At 32.1% G+C, this 22,530-nt stretch carries 17 protein-coding genes and 1 pseudogene; 16 read left to right on the top strand and 2 right to left on the bottom strand.

Annotated elements, in window-relative coordinates; translation table 11 throughout:
* Positions 1–98: 98 nt before the first annotated feature.
* The 14 genes and pseudogenes from QM491_RS02615 (at position 99) to QM491_RS02550 (ending at position 19,268) form a co-directional block, all read left to right on the top strand.
* The gene (locus QM491_RS02615; protein ID WP_283325692.1) at positions 99–1,307 is read left to right on the top strand and encodes a site-specific integrase; all 1,209 of its coding nucleotides are present in this window, start codon (positions 99–101) and stop codon (positions 1,305–1,307) included.
* Between the two features lie 544 nt (positions 1,308–1,851).
* On the top strand, positions 1,852–5,826 hold the full coding sequence (locus QM491_RS02610; RefSeq protein ID WP_283325691.1) for a P-loop NTPase: 3,975 nt from the start codon (positions 1,852–1,854) through the stop codon (positions 5,824–5,826).
* A gap of 28 nt (positions 5,827–5,854) precedes the next feature.
* Positions 5,855–6,868, top strand: coding sequence for a hypothetical protein (locus tag QM491_RS02605; protein ID WP_283325690.1), 1,014 nt, complete (start codon positions 5,855–5,857; stop codon positions 6,866–6,868).
* 140 nt (positions 6,869–7,008) lie between these two features.
* On the top strand, positions 7,009–7,341 hold the full coding sequence (locus QM491_RS02600; RefSeq protein ID WP_283325689.1) for a helix-turn-helix domain-containing protein: 333 nt from the start codon (positions 7,009–7,011) through the stop codon (positions 7,339–7,341).
* Positions 7,338–7,757: a hypothetical protein gene (locus tag QM491_RS02595; RefSeq protein WP_283325688.1), complete on the top strand. Its 420-nt coding sequence runs from the start codon at positions 7,338–7,340 to the stop codon at positions 7,755–7,757. The genes QM491_RS02600 and QM491_RS02595 overlap by 4 nt, the downstream gene beginning before the upstream one ends.
* Complete coding sequence (locus QM491_RS02590; protein WP_283325687.1) at positions 7,747–8,877, top strand: hypothetical protein; 1,131 nt, start codon at positions 7,747–7,749, stop codon at positions 8,875–8,877. Before QM491_RS02595 ends, QM491_RS02590 begins: the two co-directional genes overlap by 11 nt.
* 391 nt (positions 8,878–9,268) lie before the next feature.
* Positions 9,269–9,688, top strand: a complete 420-nt coding sequence (locus QM491_RS02585) for a hypothetical protein (protein ID WP_283325686.1) — start codon at positions 9,269–9,271, stop codon at positions 9,686–9,688.
* Between the two features lie 2 nt (positions 9,689–9,690).
* The gene (locus tag QM491_RS02580) at positions 9,691–9,933 is read left to right on the top strand and encodes a hypothetical protein (RefSeq protein WP_283325685.1); all 243 of its coding nucleotides are present in this window, start codon (positions 9,691–9,693) and stop codon (positions 9,931–9,933) included.
* 967 nt (positions 9,934–10,900) lie between these two features.
* Positions 10,901–11,068: pseudogene (locus QM491_RS02575) on the top strand (TPR end-of-group domain-containing protein); the annotation flags it as partial.
* 98 nt (positions 11,069–11,166) lie between these two features.
* Entirely contained in the window at positions 11,167–11,601 is a 435-nt protein-coding gene (locus tag QM491_RS02570; protein WP_283325683.1) for a hypothetical protein, read from the top strand.
* Between the two features lie 149 nt (positions 11,602–11,750).
* On the top strand, positions 11,751–13,265 hold the full coding sequence (locus tag QM491_RS02565; protein WP_283325682.1) for a hypothetical protein: 1,515 nt from the start codon (positions 11,751–11,753) through the stop codon (positions 13,263–13,265).
* Positions 13,266–13,293: 28 nt separating this feature from the next.
* Complete coding sequence (locus QM491_RS02560; RefSeq protein ID WP_283325681.1) at positions 13,294–14,037, top strand: hypothetical protein; 744 nt, start codon at positions 13,294–13,296, stop codon at positions 14,035–14,037.
* An 89-nt stretch (positions 14,038–14,126) separates the two neighbouring features.
* Positions 14,127–15,932, top strand: coding sequence for a caspase family protein (locus QM491_RS02555; RefSeq protein ID WP_283325680.1), 1,806 nt, complete (start codon positions 14,127–14,129; stop codon positions 15,930–15,932).
* A gap of 162 nt (positions 15,933–16,094) precedes the next feature.
* On the top strand, positions 16,095–19,268 hold the full coding sequence (locus QM491_RS02550) for a CHAT domain-containing protein (protein WP_283325679.1): 3,174 nt from the start codon (positions 16,095–16,097) through the stop codon (positions 19,266–19,268).
* A 525-nt stretch (positions 19,269–19,793) separates the two neighbouring features.
* On the opposite strand, the gene QM491_RS02545 is transcribed toward QM491_RS02550, so the two are convergent.
* Positions 19,794–19,976, bottom strand: coding sequence for a hypothetical protein (locus QM491_RS02545; RefSeq protein ID WP_283325678.1), 183 nt, complete (start codon positions 19,974–19,976; stop codon positions 19,794–19,796).
* Positions 19,977–20,124: 148 nt separating this feature from the next.
* Here QM491_RS02545 and QM491_RS02540 point away from each other — a divergent pair, with 148 nt between their 5' ends.
* Both QM491_RS02540 and QM491_RS02535 read left to right on the top strand, forming a co-directional pair.
* Positions 20,125–20,643, top strand: a complete 519-nt coding sequence (locus QM491_RS02540; protein WP_283325677.1) for a hypothetical protein — start codon at positions 20,125–20,127, stop codon at positions 20,641–20,643.
* Between the two features lie 200 nt (positions 20,644–20,843).
* Positions 20,844–21,524 carry a hypothetical protein gene (locus QM491_RS02535; RefSeq protein ID WP_283325676.1) on the top strand — a complete coding sequence of 227 codons (681 nt, stop codon included), beginning with the start codon at positions 20,844–20,846 and terminating at the stop codon, positions 21,522–21,524.
* 44 nt (positions 21,525–21,568) lie between these two features.
* On the opposite strand, the gene QM491_RS02530 is transcribed toward QM491_RS02535, so the two are convergent.
* Entirely contained in the window at positions 21,569–22,381 is an 813-nt protein-coding gene (locus QM491_RS02530) for a helix-turn-helix transcriptional regulator (RefSeq protein WP_283325675.1), read from the bottom strand.
* Positions 22,382–22,530: the final 149 nt, after the last annotated feature.

Raw genomic sequence — 22,530 nt, 5'->3', positions numbered from 1 at the left:
TTTATGTGCATTTATTCTTTTGGTTAATTGTATTTAATTGTATTTTTTTGCTACTCTTGTTTAAACTATGTTTAAACCGTATAAATCAAAATTTGTAAATGGCTTCTATTGATGTGCTTTTGTACACCTCCAAAGTATTAAAAAATGGGGAACATCCTATTATGGTTCGATTGATTAAAGACAGAAAACCTAAATATATCTCTGTGGGTATGAGTTGCTCCAAAGCAATGTGGGATGATAAGAAAAATTTACCTGCTAAAAAACATCCTCTTGCCACTGAAATGATTATTAAAATTGAAAAAACAAAAACAGATGCAAGACGACTTTTGATGCAGTTAGAGGATGAAAAGGCAAGTTTTACTGCTGAAGAATTCACCAAGAAACTTAAAAACCAAAGTAAACGTATAACAGTACTTCATTTTCTCGATGAGGTGATAACTGACCTGATGAAAGCAGATAAGGTAGGTAATGCAAACGTTCATAAGAATTTAAAGAAAGTGCTTGAGCGTTTTAGAAATCAAAAAGACTTCACTTTTTCCGAATTAGACGGTTCTTTTTTGCGAAGGTTTGAGCAAGATTTCAGAGAAAGAGGTGTTTCTGAGGTTTCTATGAGTGTACATTTTCGCACTTTGAGAGCCTTATACAATAGAGCTGTAGTAGAAGATTTTGCCAAGAAGGAAGCAGACCCCTTTGTTGATTACAAAATCTCTAAATTCAACACTAAAACGCAGAAAAGAGCTATCAAAAAAGAGGATATTGTCAAAATAGCTTCTCTCAAAATAGAAAAAGGAACAAGACTTTATGATTCTCAAAACACTTTTCTTTTTAGCTATTATTGTTCTGGAATTAACATTAGTGACATTATCGAGCTCGAATGGACGAATATATCTCCAGATGGTTTGATGGAGTACGAGCGAAACAAAACTCACCAACGTCAAGTGGTACAACTCTTACCACCCGCTAAAGAAATACTCGCATACTATCAAAAATATAGCTCAGGAGACTATATATTCCCGTATCTTGATAAGTCGAAACATAAAACTATTCCTCAAATTACCAATCGTATTAAGAAAGTCACAAAGCAGATAAACCAAGATTTGAAAGTGCTTGCAGAAATGGCAGGAATTGAAGCTAACTTAACAACCTACGTAGCGAGACACACGTTCGCAACGGTTTTGAAGAGAAGTGGGGTCGAAATTAGTAAGATTAGTGAACTGATGGGTCATGAATCAGAGAAGGTGACAAAGGTTTACCTCGATTCATTCGAAAATGATGAACTGTATGAAGCTACTTTAAATTTATTGTAAGAAAGGTGGGACTAATAAGATAAAACTTAGGTATATATTCTTGTTGATTGTTTGCTCTCAATTGTCCAGACACTGTCTGGACAATTGAGAGCCTGTGATTAGGTTTTTATACACTTCTTTTGAAGAAATAGTATTATTGATGTAAGAGACAACAGCAGGCAGCTATTATTAATTATTTATAAGAATTTTTGATTGAAATGGATAGAGGTTTGTATTTTGAAGCACATCAAAATCGTGTAACTTTTAGTAATTAATATCACTATATCGACCGCGTTTTTTATAAACGTAACTTATGATGCATTATTAGGGTTGACTAAAAACAAGAAAATTCAGCTATACGGATAATAACCAAATGAGTTTTACAGTCTCCAAATATATCTTATACTATTTAGTATACAGAAAATAAAGTAATTTTTATGACCTAAAACAAAATTTGCTTGAGTCAAATATTGATAAACTAATGAAAAATAATTGAGCTTTCATTTTGTAAATATCCGTAAATTAGATTAGTAAATAATACATCATTTTAAAATGACTTAAGACTGTGGCTATACACTATCCTAATCTAAATATTATCGCTCAAAAACGTACTGGTGGAGCTATTAATATTCAAGGTATTACCTATCAATTCAAATATTGTTGTTCCAAAATTCTACAAGTTACTAATGATGATACTCTAATTACTTTAGAGGGAATTGAAGACTTAGACATCATTGAAAAGTCAATTAGTGAAAATCTTTTCATACAGCTCAAATATTCTAAAAATCTCTTGACTACATCAGGTCTTAATAAGATGAATACCTTTAGTAACTTCTTAGAGGTATATTTGCTAGACCCCAACGCAAGATTTAAAATAGTGACAAATCAACAATTCACTGACAAAAATCTATGTGCTGTTCAAAATCAAAATCTCAGTAAACAAGGATTGGTTTTTTGGGAAGAGTATTATAAAAAATTACAAACGACTGAACCAAAATCCGCTAAATGGAATTGGAGTAATTTTAATTTAATAGACTTTTTAGAGAAAATAGAGTTCGAGATTATCTCAGAATCTCAGTTGGATACACAGTGTAAAAAACTCATAATAGATAACCACAAAATACTTACAGATAATCAAAGGCTTTTTATAAGTGATATTTTCTACAATATTCACGCTTGGAGCATTAACAAAAAGACTATTACTTTTCAAGAAATCAAAGATTCTATTCAAGAAACCAGAGAAGAAATAGCAAGAGGTATAGAGAATGATGCTATAAAATACCGATGGATTGAGCCTGTAAATTTTATAAATTCTTCAGACGCTGATAATTCTGACTATTATCAAGGAAAACCCGCCAAACCCATCCACATCGCACTCGGATTACCAGCGAGACGAAAAAGAATTGAAGAAGAAATAGAAAAATCAATTATTGAGAATAATATTACTGTTTTAAAAGCCTCAAGTGGTCAAGGAAAATCAACTTTAGCATGGCAAGTTGCATTTAACCTCTATCAAAAAGAATGGACAATTTTAGAATTAAAAGTATCTGAAGACCTTGGTAAAATTAGTCATCTGGTAGATTATTTAAAATTTAAAATTAGAACAGATTGTACTCTACTTGTATTAGACGGATTAAGTAAGATTACTCAAAATTGGAGCGAACTTGCTCAAAATTTATCAGAATTACCTATAAAAATATTAATCACTACGAGAGAAGAAGATTGGACGAAATATGGTTCTGAAATCTATAAGTTAAGTTTGTCAATGCCCGAAATTAAATTGGGGTTTCAGGAAGCAGAGGATATTTACAAGCAATTCAATAGAAAGGGAGTGATTCATATCGGTTCGGATGGTTTAAGAAAACCGTTTCAATATTATTGGGAGCAAATAGCGAATAAAGGCTTATTGATTGAATATGTATATCTAATCACGCAAGGTCGAATGCTTGAATCTCGCCTCAGAGAACAAGTCAGGAATATTGAGAAAGAGGAAAATGGAGGAATTACTAAATTAGAAACATTGCGACTTGTTACGTTGGCAGATGTATGTAATATTAAAATAGAAGCACTACAACTGAATCAATTTTTACAAAGTAAGAATTTACTCAAGCATACTGATAAAAGAACCCTTTATCTACAATTAGAAAAAGAGTATTCTATCCGTTTTGAGAATGATTACATTGAAGGCTTACACCCTGTACGCTCATTACATCTATTAAATATCTTGCATGAAGGTACACCAATTATTGAGACTGTAGCAAATCTCTGTCAAGTAGTTGATAGTGAAGACTTTTTTAGTTTATTCTCATTTTTTCCTTCATTAATTTCACTTCAGAATCAAGAAAAAAATTTTGATTATTTGATAAATGCTATAGTGGGAAAACCTTTTACGAGCCTTGTAAAAGCAACTGAAGGGCTATTTGCTTGGGAGGTAAATAGTTATTGGCAAATGAATAAGCAAATCTTTGATGAGATATATCTCAAATTTGGGAACTCTGGAGGTTATGCCTTCACATTTGCCCTTTTACCATATCAAAATGAGGCAAATTTAAACAATCTAACACAGTATATAGGAGGACTGACTCAAATACTAAATAATGCGAGTAAAGCAATAAAATTTGATTTTACAAGAACAAAATTTCTAATTTTTTTTGTCACAAAACTATATAAACATTTCCATCGAACTTCACCATCCATAAACACTTTAGATGGTTTGGCTGGATTATTACAATGGTTCGATATATTCAACTTACCACTTTTAAATGTAATTAAAGTGTCTAATAATGAATTGCTTAGTTTTTTTGATAGGTATCAAGTGGAAAATGTAGCCTCTTTTTTAGAGTTATACAACGTTACGAAGCCTGATGAGTATAAATGTTTTCTAGAAAATTATGAGGAATATATTATCTCTACTCTAAAAGAGAAGACAGATACTCCCACTCTTTTCGTTGACGGGGGGGAACTTTTTGCAGAATATTTATATCACTCTTCTTGTACAAAAGAAGTAAATGAACTAACAAATGACCGAATGAATGTATTTATGAAAGTATTGCCTTTTTACACAAGATATACTGTTGAAGGTCAATTCTTACATTATCCGACAGAAGCTATTACCCGTACGATTAAATCAAATTCACGAAAATCTTTCACCCATAAAACATTAATCATAGATGACTACAAAGCCTACCTTAATAGTATTTGGCACAATGAGATAGATAGTAGATACCAAACAAACTCTGAATATGAATGGCAAGCCTATGCTATAGGATTAAGAAAACAATGTTTATTATGTGTAAAAATGAAAGTTAGACTTTTTGAGGCTCTCATTGACGACATCCCCTCTCGATATATGGAACTTGCTGTTGAAATAGAAAAAATTAATAAACTGATTTCAACAATGAGTCTTTCTAATAAAAAAAGACCTTTCAGCAAAAATATGCTGACTAGAACTCCTAAAAACTCTAATTTAGAGAAAGATATAAGAGATTGGGAGTTTAGTTTTATAACCTGTTTTGTAGCTCAATTTCAAACCCTCTTAGACCTTGATTTAGAAAAAAGAAGATTAGCAAAATTAAATTTGAGGTCAGCCGTCAGCCGTCTTTCTAAAATGCAAATAGCTTTTGAAGAAATAAAAAAAGAAACATATTCGTACTTTAACAGTAATGAATTGGTAGAAGAAGAAACTGAATGGTATGATAGACTTGAAAGAAGTGTCTTATTCTATGATGAAATACTGCAAGGGAAATATCGAAGACAATCTTCTGTGGCAAAAGATGAGTGCTTTAACTGGTATCAGAATAGAGTACAAGAGGAGCTCGACAATGCTATTAAGCTACTTGCAGAAATTGAAGAAGATACGGGAATGATATTTCATTATCCTAAGTTTATTCAAAAAGAAGAGTATATAAAATTATTAACAATAGGCATAACAATCTTTAATTTACAACATATTGAACAAGAAGTTTTAATTTTAATTTTGGGACTCACTAAACTAATTAAGTTAGATATCCATAAGTTTAATATAGTAATACTGAATGTTGAAAATCTAGCTGTATGTGCTTTTTCTGTTTCAAAAAACTATTTAGAGAAGATACATAAGTTTCAACTTACTCAAGTATTTGAAGATGACGAATTGGGACTTCACATGAGCCCTCTTCCAATACCAATAAATAGTGAATTAATTGTACCCTTAGAGGGGGTTGGAATCTTTAATCAATCTAAGCAAAGTGTAAATGAGGAGCTTAATTTTATAGTTGAAAAGCTATGGCTTTTTACTGAATATAGAAATAGACTAGATTTAGATTCAACTATTGAAAAAAAATGGTTTGATGAAATACAAAAAAAATATGATAATGATATAAAGAACAGTATTAGGAAAATTCAAAGCAGTAGTCTTTTGGAAAATACCAAAGACCAAATTCAAAATCTCTATAAAGAAGTTTTTAATGGAATAAATTATAATTCCACTCAATTTGGAGAGTTCTTAACAAGAGCCTTACTTCATAATATTTTCGAGATAAATACATTTAAAATAAATTAAGCTTAACATCTACCTATACAAAAATGATATGCTTCAAGAAATAGAAAAAGTTATTGATATAGAATCCGCTCAAGAGTTCTTTGAACTGAAATTTGCAGGAATTAATAGTTTTGACTCATTTATCCAAAGAGGTCAGTCTATCAAATTAATGGATTTTTTTATAGCTGTGTTTAAGCCCGAATATAAATTACAGGGGATATGGCATGAGCAAGAGATTAACCAATTGAAAAGGAAGTTAGAACGTTGTGTAACTATTGAGCAGAAAAAAGCTTTCCTAGAAACAAAACTTAATGAGCAAGAAATTCTTTTTAGCGAGCATGAGTATTTTGATATGATTGAAGAGTTAAAAGATGATACTTTAGGAGACTTATTTAATAAGATAAATCAATTTAAGTTCGGATTTCAGAAAACTTCAAGGTGGCAAGAGGCTGATGAGAATGATAAAGTTTATCTTGCTTTAATCGGTGAAATTCCGAATACATTACCTTCAATTGCAGTTTTTGATAATATGACTAAACAAAAAGTTAGAAGCTTTATCCTTTCAAAACCAACACTGTATAACTTTTTTGGAAGATTGATGCGTTTTAAAAGAGGAGAAATTACTCCATCAAAACTTATTATGGATGTTGTGAGTGACATATTTTCAATTTATTATGATAGTAAGCTTAACTTATATTTAAGAGAAGAATATAAAAAACTTATTTCCCCTAAAGATTACCAGTTAGTCGAAATTATAGATGAAGAGGAAAATACATCAGGGAAAAAAATAGAAATCTTATTACCTAAGCTAAACAAAAGATTGGCTAATGATGGAATAACGAGTCTTACGTGTGTTCAAACAGCTATACTTTTCAATATGCTAAGGAGTGAAAAGATTATCTTTAAGGACGAAAGTTATCAAACAAAAGAAAATATCTATAAAGCAATTCAGGTTCTTACTGGTTATAGCAAGCAAAATATGAAAGTGTTGATGAATCTAAAGGATTACGAAAGTTCGGATAAAGTTGTAACCCAAAATATTTTACGAAAATTAACTAAATGATAATCAGTCAGTTGTTTTTGAGTTTTGGGTTACAACTTTAGAAAGTAGCCCTACAACTCTATAAACAACCACAAAAAACCAATAAAACTTTGTGTCATCGAAAGGGACAACGAACCATCCCCCCTGAGTAGACGACACAAATGGAAATATCATCCAAATTAATCTTAGTAACTCCAGAAGAATTAGTATCTCTAATTCAACATTCCGTTCGCCAAGTCATTGCTGAGCAAACACCAAAATCTTTAGGAACAGTCGACAAGCCTTTGTCGATAGATGAAGCTTCTTCATTTTTAAATATTCCGAAATCAACACTGTATCAATTTACTTCCTCTAGGAAAATTCCTTTTCAAAAAATTGGAAAGAAGATTCTTTTCTTCAAAGGAGACCTTATCCAGTGGGTCGAATCTGGTAAAAAGAAAACTCGAAAGGAAATCGAAGAAGAGGGTTTTGGTAAGAAAGGAGGCTTACGATGAATAATCCTCATAAACAAGCCGATACTAAAGCTTTTGTTTTGTATTGGGAGGAAGCATTTGCTCAAAGCTTTTTTCATGTAGAAAAACTACTTGATGCTAAATGTAAATATCTGGAAAAGCTAAGAAAAATGCTTTTTGATGAAATGAAGGAAGATATCTCTATGAGAATTAAAAATTTAGAGACAGAAATCAATCAAATCATTGGTCTATTGGATATGGTACAACTTCTAAAGAGGGCGTATCTTGAAGAAACGGCACAAATCGCTTCATTATTATCGAAACTAACGTGTGAAAAACAAGTGCTATTACTTCAAAATCAGGAATTAAGGGAGCGTAATGATTTACAGGATAATGTCATTAATCTACTTCTGAGTCGATGTTTTACAACCCTAAATGAAGAAAATAATGAATATTGATAAATATAAGCAATACCTCAATCCTGAACAGGTTAGCGGAGTAGTTCACGAAAAGACCAACCTTGCAAAGATACTAGCAACACAGGAAAAGATACAATCTAATAGCTGTAAAACGATTGCATTTAGTTCTCCCATAATTACGTATAATGAAACAGGTATTATTTTCCCTAACACGATAAATATTATTCAAGGTAAAAAAGGTGTACATAAATCAAGGTTAACGGAGATTTTTTGTGGATTGATGTTGCAAAGAGATATTACCCAATCAAGCCATCGGTTTTTAGGGATGAAACGAAATGCAATGCAGAAATCGGTTGTGCTTTATGTCGATACAGAACGTAATATCAATGACCAATTCCCTTATGCTATTCAAAAAATCAAGCTACTTTCAGGCTATTCGATAGAAGATAAACCCGAAAATTTAGATTACATATCGTTAATTGATATTCCTCGAAGTGAAAGGTTTGATACGTTAAATGAGTATATCAAAAGGTTTAGAACACGATATGAGTTATATAATCTCTTCATTGTGTTCGATGTCGTGACTGACTGCGTTGAGAACTTTAATGATGTAAGAGAAAGCCTTAGACTTGTTGATATGCTCAATGAAACCATTAACACTTATAATGTTACTTTTCTTTGTGTAATTCATGAAAATCCCTCAGCAGGTAACGACAAAGGTCGTGGACACCTAGGTACGGAATTGAATAATAAGGCTTCACAAGTTATACAAATAGGCTTTGAAAAAGATAATCAAGGAAACAATACAGACTTGATACGTTTAAAATTCTTACACTCAAGAAATACCAAGAGATTAGACCCAATTTATGTACAGTACTCAGAAGAATCGAAGGGGTTAGTCCTTGCTAGCAGTGACTTTATTAATGAAAAGCTAGCTATGAAGAAAAGTAAAGCACAGATAGCAGATATTCAAAATTGGCTTACAGATAATATGAAGGAACCCAAAAGTAAAAAGGAGTTGATTGAGATGATTACGGAGGCTTTTGACTGTGGTTCGAGGATAGTTGAGGATAGGCTCAAGGAACTAGATGACAAGGGATTTATTGAACGATTTACGGTGGGGAAGAGTGCACATTACAAATTAATTATTCCATTTTAACATGTTCGCACTCGCAAAGTCATATATATGGGTCTGCGAATGCGAGCGTATAAAAGCTCTCAATATTATGTCTGATACAAATAAGTTTCCTCCGATGAATAGAACGGAGTTAGCTCGAAAATATAAGGTAAGTCTACCTACTTTTAATAAATGGCTTGGATTAATCTCTAATCTTGTTCTGATTGAAAATCAAAGGATATTTACCCCTAAGCAAGTGGAGTTAATTATAAACCATCTAGGGGAGCCCCCTGACTGACTCATGTAAACATCGTGAATTAACTTCAATTAATTCGAATTAACGCATATTAACCCTCGTTAACCCAAAGGTGGTTTTCGAGGGTTAATTATTTTTAAACCAGTAAGTTAATAACGATTAATCTAACATTAAGCAATGAACGAAATTAGAACAGGGAGAGCATTACAGTTGGAAGGACTCCAATATGCTACCAACAAAGTAACCTTAGGCTTCAAGTGTGAAGCTCGAACTAAAATAGAATTGGCACAAGAGGCTCAGCAAATGGGAATGACTTTGAGCGAGTATGTAGACACTATCATATCAACCCGAAAGCAGCATACAAAATCAAACAACAACTCTGAGTTGCAGACATTGTTATCTCAACAAAAAGCTGACCTTCATCATTTTAAAAGGAAAGTCGATTTTTATGAAAATGAGTTATTGCAAAACGCATTTCAACTGCGTAAAGGTCAGACTCTCGAATACCGAAATATATATGGAGAGACCGTAAGTCAAACGATTACCCAGATTGAAGATATTTACACCATCTTATTAGACACCGTTAAACTCTCGTAATCATGTTTGAAATAATTTCTAATCCGTTTGAAAATGTGGGCGAAAGTCTATCAGGTTTAGCAATTGAGAAAGCTATTGAAGTGGTCACACCATCTACTAGTAAAGGTTTTAGTTGGTGGAGATTTCTCTTCTTCATTTTGTTTCTAGTATTTGGAGCTGGTATATCTCTTGTTTATTTCTATTCTCCTAAGGGGAAAAGAGAGGAGGAGAGGAAGTTCGAAGAGGTTGAGACGGAGAATGGATAAGCCGTATCGAATCCCAATTTTATTTGATATAATTACTAATTTTTAACGTCTGACAATTGTGACGGTTATCAGGCGTTAAAACATTCTTGAAAAAACTAAATTATTAGAGTACTCAAATGCTGTTTGCTATTTTGACACTGCATTACGTAATCGTGCAAAATTAACTTTATCAATTATATAACGTTGATAAGCCTGATTATCAGGATTTTTTACAGAACCCAAACTTTCATTAGCTCCGTAGAAGCGACAGTTTGGTAGTCGTGAATCTATTTCCTGACCTATTAAAAGAGCGCCTTAGGTGCGACAGACTTCAAGATTTTAGCTTTCTGTCGCACCTAAGGCGCTTTTACAAAGGGAAACAAGAAAATTTTCGTTTATTCAAGCTTATTTTGCTCGCTAACTTAATATTTAATTGAAGCATATAATTATAAAGGGCTTTATTTAATGAGCTTAGGCCGAAATAACGAAGCAATAATAGCTTCCGACTCTGCTATTCTCATAAATAATAGATTTGTATCAAATTATAACAAGGAGTCTGATGTTGGAAGAAACTTAAATCGGTATGTTTATACTAAATTCGACTCTGTTAATGTGAAGATTGATAATGGTGAATTTATAATGCTATATAATAAGGGTAGCACTAATTAATTTAGAACGGTTTACTGAGTCAATTACTGTGTTTGATTCAGTTATAGCATTAAAAAAAGATTATTCTAATGGATATATTATGAAGGGTTATCGCTTTTCTAAATTAAATTAGGACATAAAGGCAATTATCGCTTATGATTCAGCGATTGCGATTTATAAGAAGTATTTATTCTCGTTTTTATTCAATGAATCAATAGCAGAGATTTATAATAGCAATGGATCCTCTTCATATAGATTAGAACGATACGCAGAAACAATAAATGCTTTTGAAAAATCAATCGCCTTAAATCCTCAGTAACAAAATCCTTACTACAATCTATCATGCCTATACTCCCTACAAAACCAAGCTAAAGAAACCTTGTCTTATCTTGAGCAAGCCTTGCAAAAAGACTATAACGATTTTGCCCATATCAAAGAAGATACAGATTTAGATAATATTAGGGCTTTACCAGAGTTTAGTGCGTTGCTCAAAAAATATCAAAAATAATTTTACAAAAAACTCACACAGCCTTTACATTTTTAGATAGTCTAATAAACAACTCTTTGAGAGTAAATCAATCATAAATTATTAAAAATGTCAATCAAATGAAAAAGTGGGCTTTGGGTTTATCGTTGTTAGTATTGGCTTGGGCATTCAGTCAGTGGAGTAGTGAAAGGCTACATCCCAAGCCAGATATTTTGGGGCTATTAACACATCAAAAATGGCTTTTAGCAAATAAAAATATCATAAACAGCAAAGCAGAAACCATAAACTCTAGCTATGTCTATGTATTTTCTTCAGAAGGTACATTCAAGGTAAATGGTTATCGAAAAAAGAAAGAAACTGCCACGATATGTTCGGGGTATTGGTCATTGGAGCAGAATAATCTTTTTCTGTTTTTTATGGAAGGCAATGTTCTTCAATATACCGTTAGCTCTATTACGCATCAGGAGCTAATAACCGAAATAAAAGGCTGTGTAAATAAAAGTGGAATCAATACCTGTCGTCAGCTTTTCATTGCGTTGGCATCCTTGAAATAACTAATGCTTTTTTGTTGATTAAGTTGCTGTATATCAGTTATCTGTTAATTGATTTTGAGGAAAATATATGTTAGGTAATGACAATTGCTAACTCAAAACTCACAGCTTTATAACTTTTTTTCCAAAACTAACCCCCAAATTGTAATACAATGGTCAATATAGAAAATATTAAAGTTGCAGAAATGTTTCTCTATGCCAACGATAGAGATTACTATGGAAGCATGATTCGCAGCAATCTATTGCCACAAGAAAAAGCTACGCTCATTGTGACAGCCCTAAAAAGGATAAAGTATATCCAAAATGCTTTGGAGACAATTGATTATTATTTGAATCGTTGGGACGAAGTTGATTTGAGTGATACCAAAACGCAAAAAACCTTTTGGTTACTTTTGCAAGATGTGAAGGCATCGCCATTAAACTTAGAAACAGCCAAAAGCCATATTCAAAAGCATTTGCAAAATTATCATTCAAAACATCTATTTAACAAAGGACACCTTCCACGCTTTGTATGTGATGCTTTCGATGCTTTTTGTGAGGAAAGAAATGTTACTGAAAAATTGGATAAGCAAAAGCTTTATGAAGAGTTTTGGTCAGTAGGTATTCAAAAAGGGGGTGGGGTGCAAACAAGGTTAAGACAAGCTATTAGGGAGTATTTTTATATAGAAATGTTCCATGAAAATGCTTTGGAAGAAGGAAATAAGATAAGAAATCCAAAGAAATCGAGCAAAGTAAAAACACCAATAGAGAAGCTATTTTACTTATTTTGTGCTAAAAAAGCATCCTTCCACGTTTTCTTACATCATCCTTTAATCAAGCAATTGGTAAATTTGTCAGAAACAGCCTCTTTTCAAAGGCTATTCAAAGAAGCATCTGGAGGACGACTAACACTCAGTAGCTATGAATATTTATCATCTCATGTTTTCAATGATTTTATAGAGATTCTTAGCAATATATCTACGGACTATCAAAAACAGCTACCTCTTTTTTATGATACAATCAGAAGTATTATCAAGAAAAATAGTTACAATAATGTTGATTATCAAGATGAGCTTGCCTACTTGCCAGAGAAAGTGTGTGAAAATCTATGGAACAGTACTTACGATGGAAGAAACCTTCACAGCTATGTTGGTAGGATTGTCAAAAATATCATCGTGACAAAGCGGAAAGATATTGATGAGGGTAATTACGACGAAGCGTTTCTTTATTCGGATGATGACAGCCAAGACCATGACGATACCAATGCTGAGGAAGATTTTGACGATAAACCAACCGAGGAAGAAGCATTTGTTACGCATACTGATTGGGAAGAAAAGGAAAAAGCTATGATAAATCAACTTGCCCACTATACTGACCAAGAGATAAAAGAACATCAGCTTGAAGAAATACGAGAATTGATGAAAAAATACACCCAACCTTACGAGAAAAAGCGAAAGAAAATAGAAATTAATGCAGCTTTATGTTATTTAGAAGAAGTAGGTGATTATGATAAAATAGCAATCCAAGTTTATGGGAATAATGAAAAAGACACTAAGACAAATGCCAGACAAGCCAAAAGGCAAGGGAAAGTTATTTTAATAAGGGATAATCCAGCACTTGAAATGTTTTTTGAATTAATAGAAAAGTATTTAGACAAAAAGAAAAATGACAATGGAACTAAATTTTGAAAATTTATATAGATATCAAAACGGGTTTATGACAATTCAAGAAACCCTTGATTTTGAAGAATTACTTGAAAATAATCCTGATTTTCAAGCAAGGATAGAACAAGTTGAAGACCCTGTTTTCAGGCACTTAGCTGAAAATCGAGCGTTTATCGATGAATTGCTTGAAGCAAAAGTAAAGCCTATTCCTTGGTATCGTCGTAAGGCATTTGCTTTCGCTGCGTCTGCTATTGTTCCTGTTTTAGTTGGTTTGACATGGTTTTTTATATCAACAACTAGAAATAGTCCAGATAGTGTAAGTGTCAAAACGCCTGATAATACAACTTGGGAAAAATTGAACAATCTTGCTGGTGCTAATGCTGAAACTAAAGGTTTTGCTGGCCCAAGTACAGAAGAAAAAATAGATACATTATGCGATTGTGGGAATGATTTGAGATTGAAATTTGCAAAGGATAAACAAGCACTCCTTCATTATTTAATCGAATGGAAACCTACTGAACTTTACCAAGAGCAATGTAAAACTTACTGGTTGGGGTGGATATATCTGTACGATAACCAATACTCAAAGGCTCAAGGCTATTTTGAAAAAATATATAATGATAAAAATATTGCAGGATTAACCAGACAAAGAGCCACGATTGGATACATGAAAACGCTCATTTATCAGAAGAAGACCTCTATTTTAGTCCAAGTAGCTGCTTCCGTACTAAAAGAACGTATAGACTGGAAAGATACGCATGACTTTGCTGCTAAAGTAATGGAAACAATGCATTAAAACCCTGAACAACAGCACAAAAAAAGTGCTGTTGTTTGATAAATTCTTTTCTTTTGAGTAGCTTAGGGCTAAACTCTAATCTACTCATTATGCTACTTAAATCAATCCTTGGATGTTGTTTTGTTAGTCTATTGTTAGTATCGCAGACTTTTGCCCAAAAATCTTCTAAATATGCTTTTATTGTCCAAAATACAGATTTTGATGATGAGTCATGGTATAATACGGGTGGATTGAGTTATATTAGTAAGAGCGGACAAACTATCGGCAATCTTTTAAAAAGCCAAGGTTTTACCAACAATAATATCGTTATTAAGGAAAATGTAACGTCGACTGAATTTAGGAAAGCGTTTAACACCTTTATAAATAGCTTACCCAAAGGATCTATTTGTGTAGTCTATCTTTGTTCACATGGAAATAAAGTTCATGATAATTCAGGGGATGAAAAAATAGCTAATCCAAATCAAAAAGATACTGATGACGAAGTGTTTGTTTGTAGAGATACTCCTTACGACTCAAAATCAATCAATAACAGACAGCAAACAGACAACAAGGGAACGTTTGATTATAGCCCCCATGCCATTATTGATGATGAAATAGGGCGTTTTAACGAAAAGATTTTAGAAAAAATAGGGAGAGATGGACATTATCTATTGTTGGCTGATTTTTGTTATTCTAATAGGTCAGAAAGAGGAGATAATGATAGTGAAGATATTATCCTAAAAGATGCTTCTCACTTCGTTGAAGCCAATAGTCTTCTTTTCAAGGGTTCTTTAAATACTGCACCATTTATTGTGATGGCAGCATCAAATCAATTAATGCAGGTGAATGCTTCATCTAATTACATAAGCTATTTTGTTGCAGCGGTTCAATATGCCTTCAAAGCGAAATATCCATTAGATAGACCAAGTTATCTGTCATTCTATCACAAATTCTGTGAACATTTAAGATATATAAAGCAAGGTAATCCAAGTATTCGGCTAGAACCTAACTCCAAAGTAGCTCAATTGCCCATTTTTAAAGGAGAATGTGCCTTTAGTGTGGAAAATAATAATAATGGCTCAAAGACAATCGGAATCAAATCTCAACAGAGAGGTAAAGAGGCAATAGAAGATACCTTGCAAGAGATAACCTTTATATTAGAAGCCCCCTTTTTATTTGAAAAAGGCTACACTGTTACCCTGTTTGAAAATAAAGTAAAAAAAGCAGAAGGATTAGTTACAAAGATTGAAGAAGATGCCATTGCAATCAAATTCTCACAAAGTATCCAAGCCGAAAAAATAACTTCTATTCACATTAGCGAACGTACTAAAGAAGCCATCAGACTATTCCAAAAAGTTCAATCAAGAGAAGACATTGGAGCGGTACTAAAGCTGTTCCATAATCCCTCTTTAGCTGTTGATGTGAAAGATTGTATCAATCAGTATGAACTTTTAGCAGACCATACAATACGTTTAAATAATAATAATTGTCTGCCCAGTGCTGCCTTTAAAACCCTTATTAGTCTGAAGGATAATATTAGTGTTTCTGTTAAAATTCCCATTGGCTATTATTACAATATCTTGGATGTAACCGCAACTAATGGGGTAAGAAGTTGTTATGTTACTCAAGATGCAAATGCTTCTGATACTATTCCTATATTTCAGTATCAACAATCCAATCAGTACAATGAATTTGATATTTTCCGATCTAAAATAACTCCACCGCTTGGAACTTCTGCTTTATGGGTAGTCGTGAGTGATGTAGCCTTTGATGGTAACTACCTTAAAGAGTATCTTTTTGATAGCGACCCCAAGCAAAACACTCCATTACAAGAATATCAAAAATATCAACTTTGGGAGATAATTAAACATATTCGCTATTTCCATGAAATAAAATATACCGTGGTGGAAAAATAGCAATGGGTAATTAATGCTCAGTGATTTATCTCTTTTGTATTAGAAAGACATGAAAAAATGTAGAAAGATTAAGTTAAAAAAGGAATAAAAAGCTTGGGTGCTTGTAGGGTTTACCGATTCATTAACTTAAACAATCATTAAACTTTAATATACATTAATATCATGAAAAGTATATTTATCTCAATCCTATTAAGTCTCTTTTTTATATCTGTCAAAGGGCAAAGTGTAGTATCTAAAGCCTCTGATAAAAAAGATAATAGTTGGACTATATTTCATACGTATGCTCAGAAAGGGCAGAATGATAGCCTGTTAGGTGGTATTAAATATGGCTATTATGTTAATATTTCTACACACAAAAAAATAGAGGGGACGTACAAAATACTTGATGATTATACACCTTTAATGTTAGCCGCTAAAGAAGGTCATCTTCAAACTTGTAAGATATTAATGCTATATGGAGCAGATCCTTTCTTAAAAAATGTTGATAATAAATCTGCGATTGATTTAGCCCAAGAAAAAAGATTTATAGAAGTCGTGAAAGCACTTAAAAATAAAGATTGCGGTATTACTTCTGAAAATTGGGAAACACTTCTTAAAGAAGCAGAAAGTGCGTATTCTCGTGGAGAATTTGTTATTGCCAATTCATTTGCAAACGCTGCGTTCAATGTAATACCCAAAAATATTATTCAAAAATCTTCTGACTTTAATAAAATGCTGACTCTTCTTGCAAAAAGCTATGAAGAAATAGCTGTTTTCAATAAAGCAGAATATTTCCTAAAGAAAAGCATAGAATGGAATGAAAAAAATGGTAATAGTAATGAATATATTGTGTCATTACTCCAGCTATCATCTTTATTTAATAAAACCGCAGATTATGATAAAAATAGGTTATTACTTCAAATACTCATGGAATATCTGAAAAGTCCTGATATTCACAATAAATTACTTCATGCAAAAATTTTGGATGCAAATGCTTATTTTCTTTTAGCTAAAAGAAAGCCTGTTGAGGCTGGTCAATGGTTTGGTAAAGCACTAAGAATCAAAAAAATGAACGTAGGAATGGTTTCTTATGAATATGCATTATCATTAATAGGTATATTTAAAGCTTTAGAGGCTAAGAAGCTTTTTTTTGAAAATAATAAAGATAATAAGGTCACTGAAATTTTCTTAAATAACGCCAATAAAAATGATATACCACCAGCACTTACTCAAAAAGAAGGATTTAACGCTGACTTTGTATCAAAATTATGCGATATTATAAAAGCACATGATGGAATTCAAAGCAGTAATTATCAATGTTCTTTAAAGCTTTTACTTTATTCCTATCAGTTGAATAAGCAAAATAAACATATAAATCAAATAAGTTTATTGATTGAGAGTAGTAAAAAATCAGAACAGGCAAAGAGTTTTAAAAGAGGATTAGCCTATTACCCAGCTACTAACGAAGAAATTATAAAATTACGAAAACCAGTTTTAAATCAAGAAGAATTTGACAACTTAGTTTTTCATCAAAATGTAATTGTAAAAACTTATGGTAGAATACACCCTATTTATTTAGAAGTTTTGAAAAACCTTTCAAAACCTAAAAGTGTAAATAAAGATAGATTTTATATTAAGGCTGTAGAAGAAGAAATGCGACTAATTTCTACTAAACTAACTATTAATCGAGCTTCACGACCTTATGAGAACCCTACTATTTATTTTGAGTTACTTCCAGATATTGAACATCAAAATAATGAAGTGAAAAACTTTGCATTAGAATGGGCTAAAAAGACAGATTTGGGTGTCCAATTTTTGTATAACCATATAGTTCAAAATCAAGGTTCTGTACTTTGGGATAGGACAGAATCAAAGAAAGAAATTATGGAAATTGCAAAGGAAGCTTCAGAAGATGATTCTCCAGACGTTGCATTTCTAAAAAGTTTACCTCCTGATAAAGCTGCGGAGGTGATAAGACAAATAACGAAATTTAATGAAAATGTAAGAGAAGTAGCTTTGAATCAATTCGTCAATTCTGAGCAATCAGGTGTCGAAGAAGCAATGGGAATCACAGGAAGTTTTAATCCAGATGAACTAAACGACGAATATGGGGCTTTTTATTCAGAATTAAACGAGTATATCAATTATGGGTATAAAGAGATTAGATCTATTTTAAAGCCAGGTCAAGTTCTTGTTCAATACTTTTACGTGGAAAATAGTAGTACTGAAATAAATTCAAATGATAAAGGCATTGAATATTATGCTTTAATTTTAAAATATGATTCTTTCAATCCTATTTTAAAATACGTATGTAAACATGAAGAGTTATTAGATATACTAAACGTTCAAAATAATTTATCATCGGAAGAAAAAATAAATGCTATATATAGAGGAGAAAGGACTGAACCAACCAATTCTCCCAATAAAACTCAACCTACAAAAACAAATAAAACTGCAAAACAAGGTTCATTATATGAACTTTGTTGGAAAGAGATAGAATCAAGTATAGAAAGTACAGACACATCTATTTATTATTCACCAGCGGGTTTAATGAATCAAGTATCTTTTGTCTCAATTTTAACACCTCAAAAAAAAGTCTTGATTGATAAATATAAATTTTATTGTCTTTCTTCAACCTCAAGTTTTATCGAATCTAATAAAAGAGAACGGAAAGAGGAAATAGACGAAAATAAAATAGATAAGAAATCACAACTCATATTGTTTGGTAATCCAAATTCTGAAATAGGAGCATTAAGTTTTGCATCAGAAGAAGTAAACACAATTAAAAAATACTTCAGGTCTTCAAATGTACAATCTTATGAAAGAGAGAAGGCAACAGAAAAACAATTCACTGAGATAGGAAAGAAAAACATAAACTCTTCTAGAATAATTCATATTGCTGCACATGGTGCCTACTTAAAAGAAGGGAGTATCAATAGTAAAAACCCATTACTAAGATCAATCATTTACCTATCAGGAAGTTCTTCAAATAAAGCAAGGCTTCTTGAAACTAAAATGTCAGATGATGGGTTGCTTACTGCTTATGAAATTGCAGATCTAAATTTTAGTGATACACCATTGGTCGTTCTTAGTGCTTGCGAGTCGGGGATAGGAGATATCGGTGGAGATGAAGGGGTTTTTGGACTTAGAAGAGCATTTAAAATAGCAGGAGCAGAATATGTACTTTCAAGTCTTTGGAGAATACCCGATAAAGAAACATCAGAAATGATGGGATATTTTTACAAAAATATGGTAATATTGGGTCAGTCTATTCCTGATGCTTTTTATAATGCCCAAAAATCTATGAAAGCAAAATACTCTCCTTATCATTGGGGAGCCTTTGTTTTAGTAAAATAATAGAGATATTTAGTAAGATTCTAATAGACTTTATCACGGTCTATTTATTATGGGATAAGAGCGTAATCTGCATTGATTTTCTAAGGATATATAAATGCCTTAAATTTCGTTAATTTACGGTTTTCACTTATCAAAATAGATTGAGTTGTCTGAAAGCATTATCATAAATTAAATCTACTTGTTACAAACCGTGATAAAGTCTAATGTACATTATATTCTATAAACTCACATGAATCTCATAATTGGTTATAAATTACAACAACATTAGGTTTAAGTATCTTTTCAGTTACAAACATATTCTAAATAATTTAGTGTCCGTTTAGAGAATACAAAATACCCCATTAATTGTGTATCAATAAACCACAATTAATGGGGTATTTTGTATTTGTTAGAATACTGATTATGGATAGTGAAATTTTATTCATAATTAGTTTCTCCGAGAATTTGTCTTTCCTTGTTCCCTAATCCTTCCAATTTTAGTTTCTTTTTATAGTCCCTTAAATCACAAGCATCTTTATCTGCATACTAAAACCCTTTAATTTGGCTGTATTCACTTACACCAACAATAAAGGCTAAGGTATATACCTGTTTAGGCTTAGTGGCTGGGGTAATAACAGGATCTACGGGCGATTTTGCCTTAACCTGAGAACCCATCAAAAAATTAAAAAAGATAAGACCTACTAACGAAAGAAGTGATTGAGTTTTCATGGTGTGATTTATGGCCAAAAGATTTGTAAATAAAAATAAGATTTTTTTCAACAAAAAACTCACACAGCTTCTATAAAAAGCCATTTAAAGTTGAAGCCTCTAGAAGGGGTTTTGTAATTCATAAACTTTAACAAAAAACTTTATTACCATGAAAAAGTTAGTCGTGTTATTATTCATGTTTATCGCTGCTTTCATTACAAGCAACGCTCAAGCACAAGCCTTCCAGAATGGCGATAAGCTATTAAATCTGGGTTTGGGTCTCAATTCTTATTATAGTGGAGGCGTTCCTTTTGGGGCTTCTTTTGAAGTAGGTATCGACGATGACCTTAGTGTAGGTGCTAATGTAGATTATCTCTCTAACTCAAACTATGGTTATCGATTTACTGCCTTGTATTTTGGAGGACGAGGGTCATATCATTTCAATAGAGTATTGAACATCAAAGATGAAAAGTTCGACCTATACGCAGGAGCGGACTTAGGCTATAGAAGTTTTAGTTGGGCAGACTCTTATTCTGGGCTATCCATAGACTCTTACGGAAGTGGCATTTACTTAGGAGTACATCTAGGAGCCAAGTATTATTTCTCTGATAAAGTTGGAGCTTTTGCAGAATTAGGAGCGGTTGGTTCAACCAATGCAAGAATTGGGGTAGGGTTTAAATTAAAGTAGTTTGGATTTATTGCTCACTACTATGCGGTGAGCAATCTTGTGGATCTTTTCAAGCCATTCAAACAAATTATGATGTTGAAGGCAGGTTGGTTAATCCTCCCCAAAATCTATCAATTTGAGAATATTTTATTTCCTTATTACTCACAGAGGCGCTATAATTTCCAATATACAATTAGGACAAATTATTAACACAAATCATTATGACACATAATTTTTATTACCTCAAAAATCCAGAGTTAGAGCTCTTGAAGGTTTATAAAACTGAATATGAAGCTTTGTCGAAGACAGAAGTTTCGATTGATTATTTACAAAAAGCAGATACATATTGCTTCTTTTCAGGTCCTAAAATGGTAGGAGGACTTGTACTCGCTTCTGCATCAAATGGTAACTCATTTAGATACTTCAGTATCTTCGAAGGTAATGAAGATGGAGTTGGAACTTTAAGAGTCTTAAAAAAGAAATTTGGAGTTGATGAAAAAGAGGCTGTCGAAATCTCTTGTATTTGGATGAAAAGAAAAATAATCCCTAAATATCGGATATTCTTTTATCGCATCATGCTATCTGAAACGCTTAAACTTGTACGAGAAAAAGGATACAGATATATTTTTGGAGGTTCTGTAGAGTTACACATCCAACAATTTCAGCAAAAATTTTTTTCTACAGTGTTTTATCTTGGTATTAGACCACAGGATAAAGGAGCCCTTAACAAATCTGGTGGGATGGCTGTAATGATTTATTTTTTGGACGCTGGCTCATTGCGGTTTCAAGCTTTACGTTTGCTTTATAATCTAATATGGAGTAATCTCTGTACTGAACTTAAATTGAAATTAAAGATAAAATGGGGTTCTGTTTTCAAGAAAACAAAAGTAACAATAGGATAAAGTATTAATAGCATGAAGTAAAATTAAACTCTATTTACTTCATGTTATTTTAAAAGACCTTGTTTGCTCATGAATTTAGCCACGTCAAAGGCGGTATTTAAAGGTAAATTCTCTCCAAAAAACTGTTTTGCTTTTTCTAGAATACTCTTATTATAACTATTGACAGTATTGATTTTAAGCCCTAGACTTTCTGCCAAATCTTTGGAAGATTTAGCTCCACCAATGTATTCTTTTAATATTAATATTTCACGAGGTGAAAATGGATTGTCTGCTGGTTTTAGCTGATTAAAATTCTTATTAAATTCTCGTAAAATTATATTAGAGTATTCTTCTGATAGGCCTTTTATCCTTGGATTTAAGGGTTCAAAATCATAAGTTTTAATTATGGTAAATTCAGCAAGGTAAGCAGTTATTTTTCCGCATCTGGTCATTTGCCATGGAGATATTGTTCGTTTTGTAAGAAAACAAACTTCTTCATGCATAAATTTTATTGGTATCTGAACAATAAATGATGGCTTTAAAAAAGACATAAGATTAGATTTTGCTTTAAGGAAAGTCTGTTCTCCTAAAAGTTTTAATAAAGAGGTGATTCCTTTGGATGGAATCATTTGGAAATAAGTTTTTAGAGAGAAGGCTTTAGAATCGAAGCCAAACTCTTCCAAACCTCCGTGATCAATAATCTTGAAATTAAGTAAGTCAACAATTATAAAAAACTGCTCATGCCGTATACCTTTTTTTAAACGGTCTATCTCAGACTGTTGTGTTTCTTGTGATACGATAAATTCATAGTTTGATTTTTGATTGTAGTATTCATCAGCAAAGGCTTTAATACTTAAATATATCTCATTTTTGTCCATTTTTATTTAGAGTTATACTAATGATTAACTTTAGATATAATAATACTATTTTTTTGTAAAATAGCCTTAGGGTAGGGTATAATTTAATATCTGATTATCGATTATTTTGTAACAGTATATGATAATAGATTTTAATATAAGGATGATTG

Origin of the sequence: Flectobacillus longus (genome assembly GCF_030056705.1) — a bacterium.
Classification (GTDB): Bacteria; Bacteroidota; Bacteroidia; order Cytophagales; family Spirosomataceae; genus Flectobacillus; species Flectobacillus longus.
This window is presented reverse-complemented; position numbering and strand designations above follow the sequence as displayed.

Bases quoted from the DNA above. Each gene is read 5' to 3' on its own strand.
- QM491_RS02535 (WP_283325676.1), top strand. From the start codon at position 20,844: ATGACACATAATTTTTATTACCTCAAAAATCCAGAGTTAGAGCTCTTG.
- QM491_RS02555 (WP_283325680.1), top strand. From the start codon at position 14,127: ATGCTACTTAAATCAATCCTTGGATGTTGTTTTGTTAGTCTATTGTTA.
- QM491_RS02530 (WP_283325675.1), bottom strand. From the start codon at position 22,381: ATGGACAAAAATGAGATATATTTAAGTATTAAAGCCTTTGCTGATGAA.
- QM491_RS02565 (WP_283325682.1), top strand. From the start codon at position 11,751: ATGGTCAATATAGAAAATATTAAAGTTGCAGAAATGTTTCTCTATGCC.
- QM491_RS02590 (WP_283325687.1), top strand. From the start codon at position 7,747: ATGAATATTGATAAATATAAGCAATACCTCAATCCTGAACAGGTTAGC.
- QM491_RS02560 (WP_283325681.1), top strand. From the start codon at position 13,294: ATGACAATTCAAGAAACCCTTGATTTTGAAGAATTACTTGAAAATAAT.
- QM491_RS02615 (WP_283325692.1), top strand. From the start codon at position 99: ATGGCTTCTATTGATGTGCTTTTGTACACCTCCAAAGTATTAAAAAAT.
- QM491_RS02580 (WP_283325685.1), top strand. From the start codon at position 9,691: ATGTTTGAAATAATTTCTAATCCGTTTGAAAATGTGGGCGAAAGTCTA.
- QM491_RS02585 (WP_283325686.1), top strand. From the start codon at position 9,269: ATGAACGAAATTAGAACAGGGAGAGCATTACAGTTGGAAGGACTCCAA.
- QM491_RS02545 (WP_283325678.1), bottom strand. From the start codon at position 19,976: ATGAAAACTCAATCACTTCTTTCGTTAGTAGGTCTTATCTTTTTTAAT.
- QM491_RS02605 (WP_283325690.1), top strand. From the start codon at position 5,855: ATGCTTCAAGAAATAGAAAAAGTTATTGATATAGAATCCGCTCAAGAG.
- QM491_RS02595 (WP_283325688.1), top strand. From the start codon at position 7,338: ATGAATAATCCTCATAAACAAGCCGATACTAAAGCTTTTGTTTTGTAT.
- QM491_RS02550 (WP_283325679.1), top strand. From the start codon at position 16,095: ATGAAAAGTATATTTATCTCAATCCTATTAAGTCTCTTTTTTATATCT.
- QM491_RS02600 (WP_283325689.1), top strand. From the start codon at position 7,009: ATGGAAATATCATCCAAATTAATCTTAGTAACTCCAGAAGAATTAGTA.
- QM491_RS02570 (WP_283325683.1), top strand. From the start codon at position 11,167: ATGAAAAAGTGGGCTTTGGGTTTATCGTTGTTAGTATTGGCTTGGGCA.
- QM491_RS02540 (WP_283325677.1), top strand. From the start codon at position 20,125: ATGAAAAAGTTAGTCGTGTTATTATTCATGTTTATCGCTGCTTTCATT.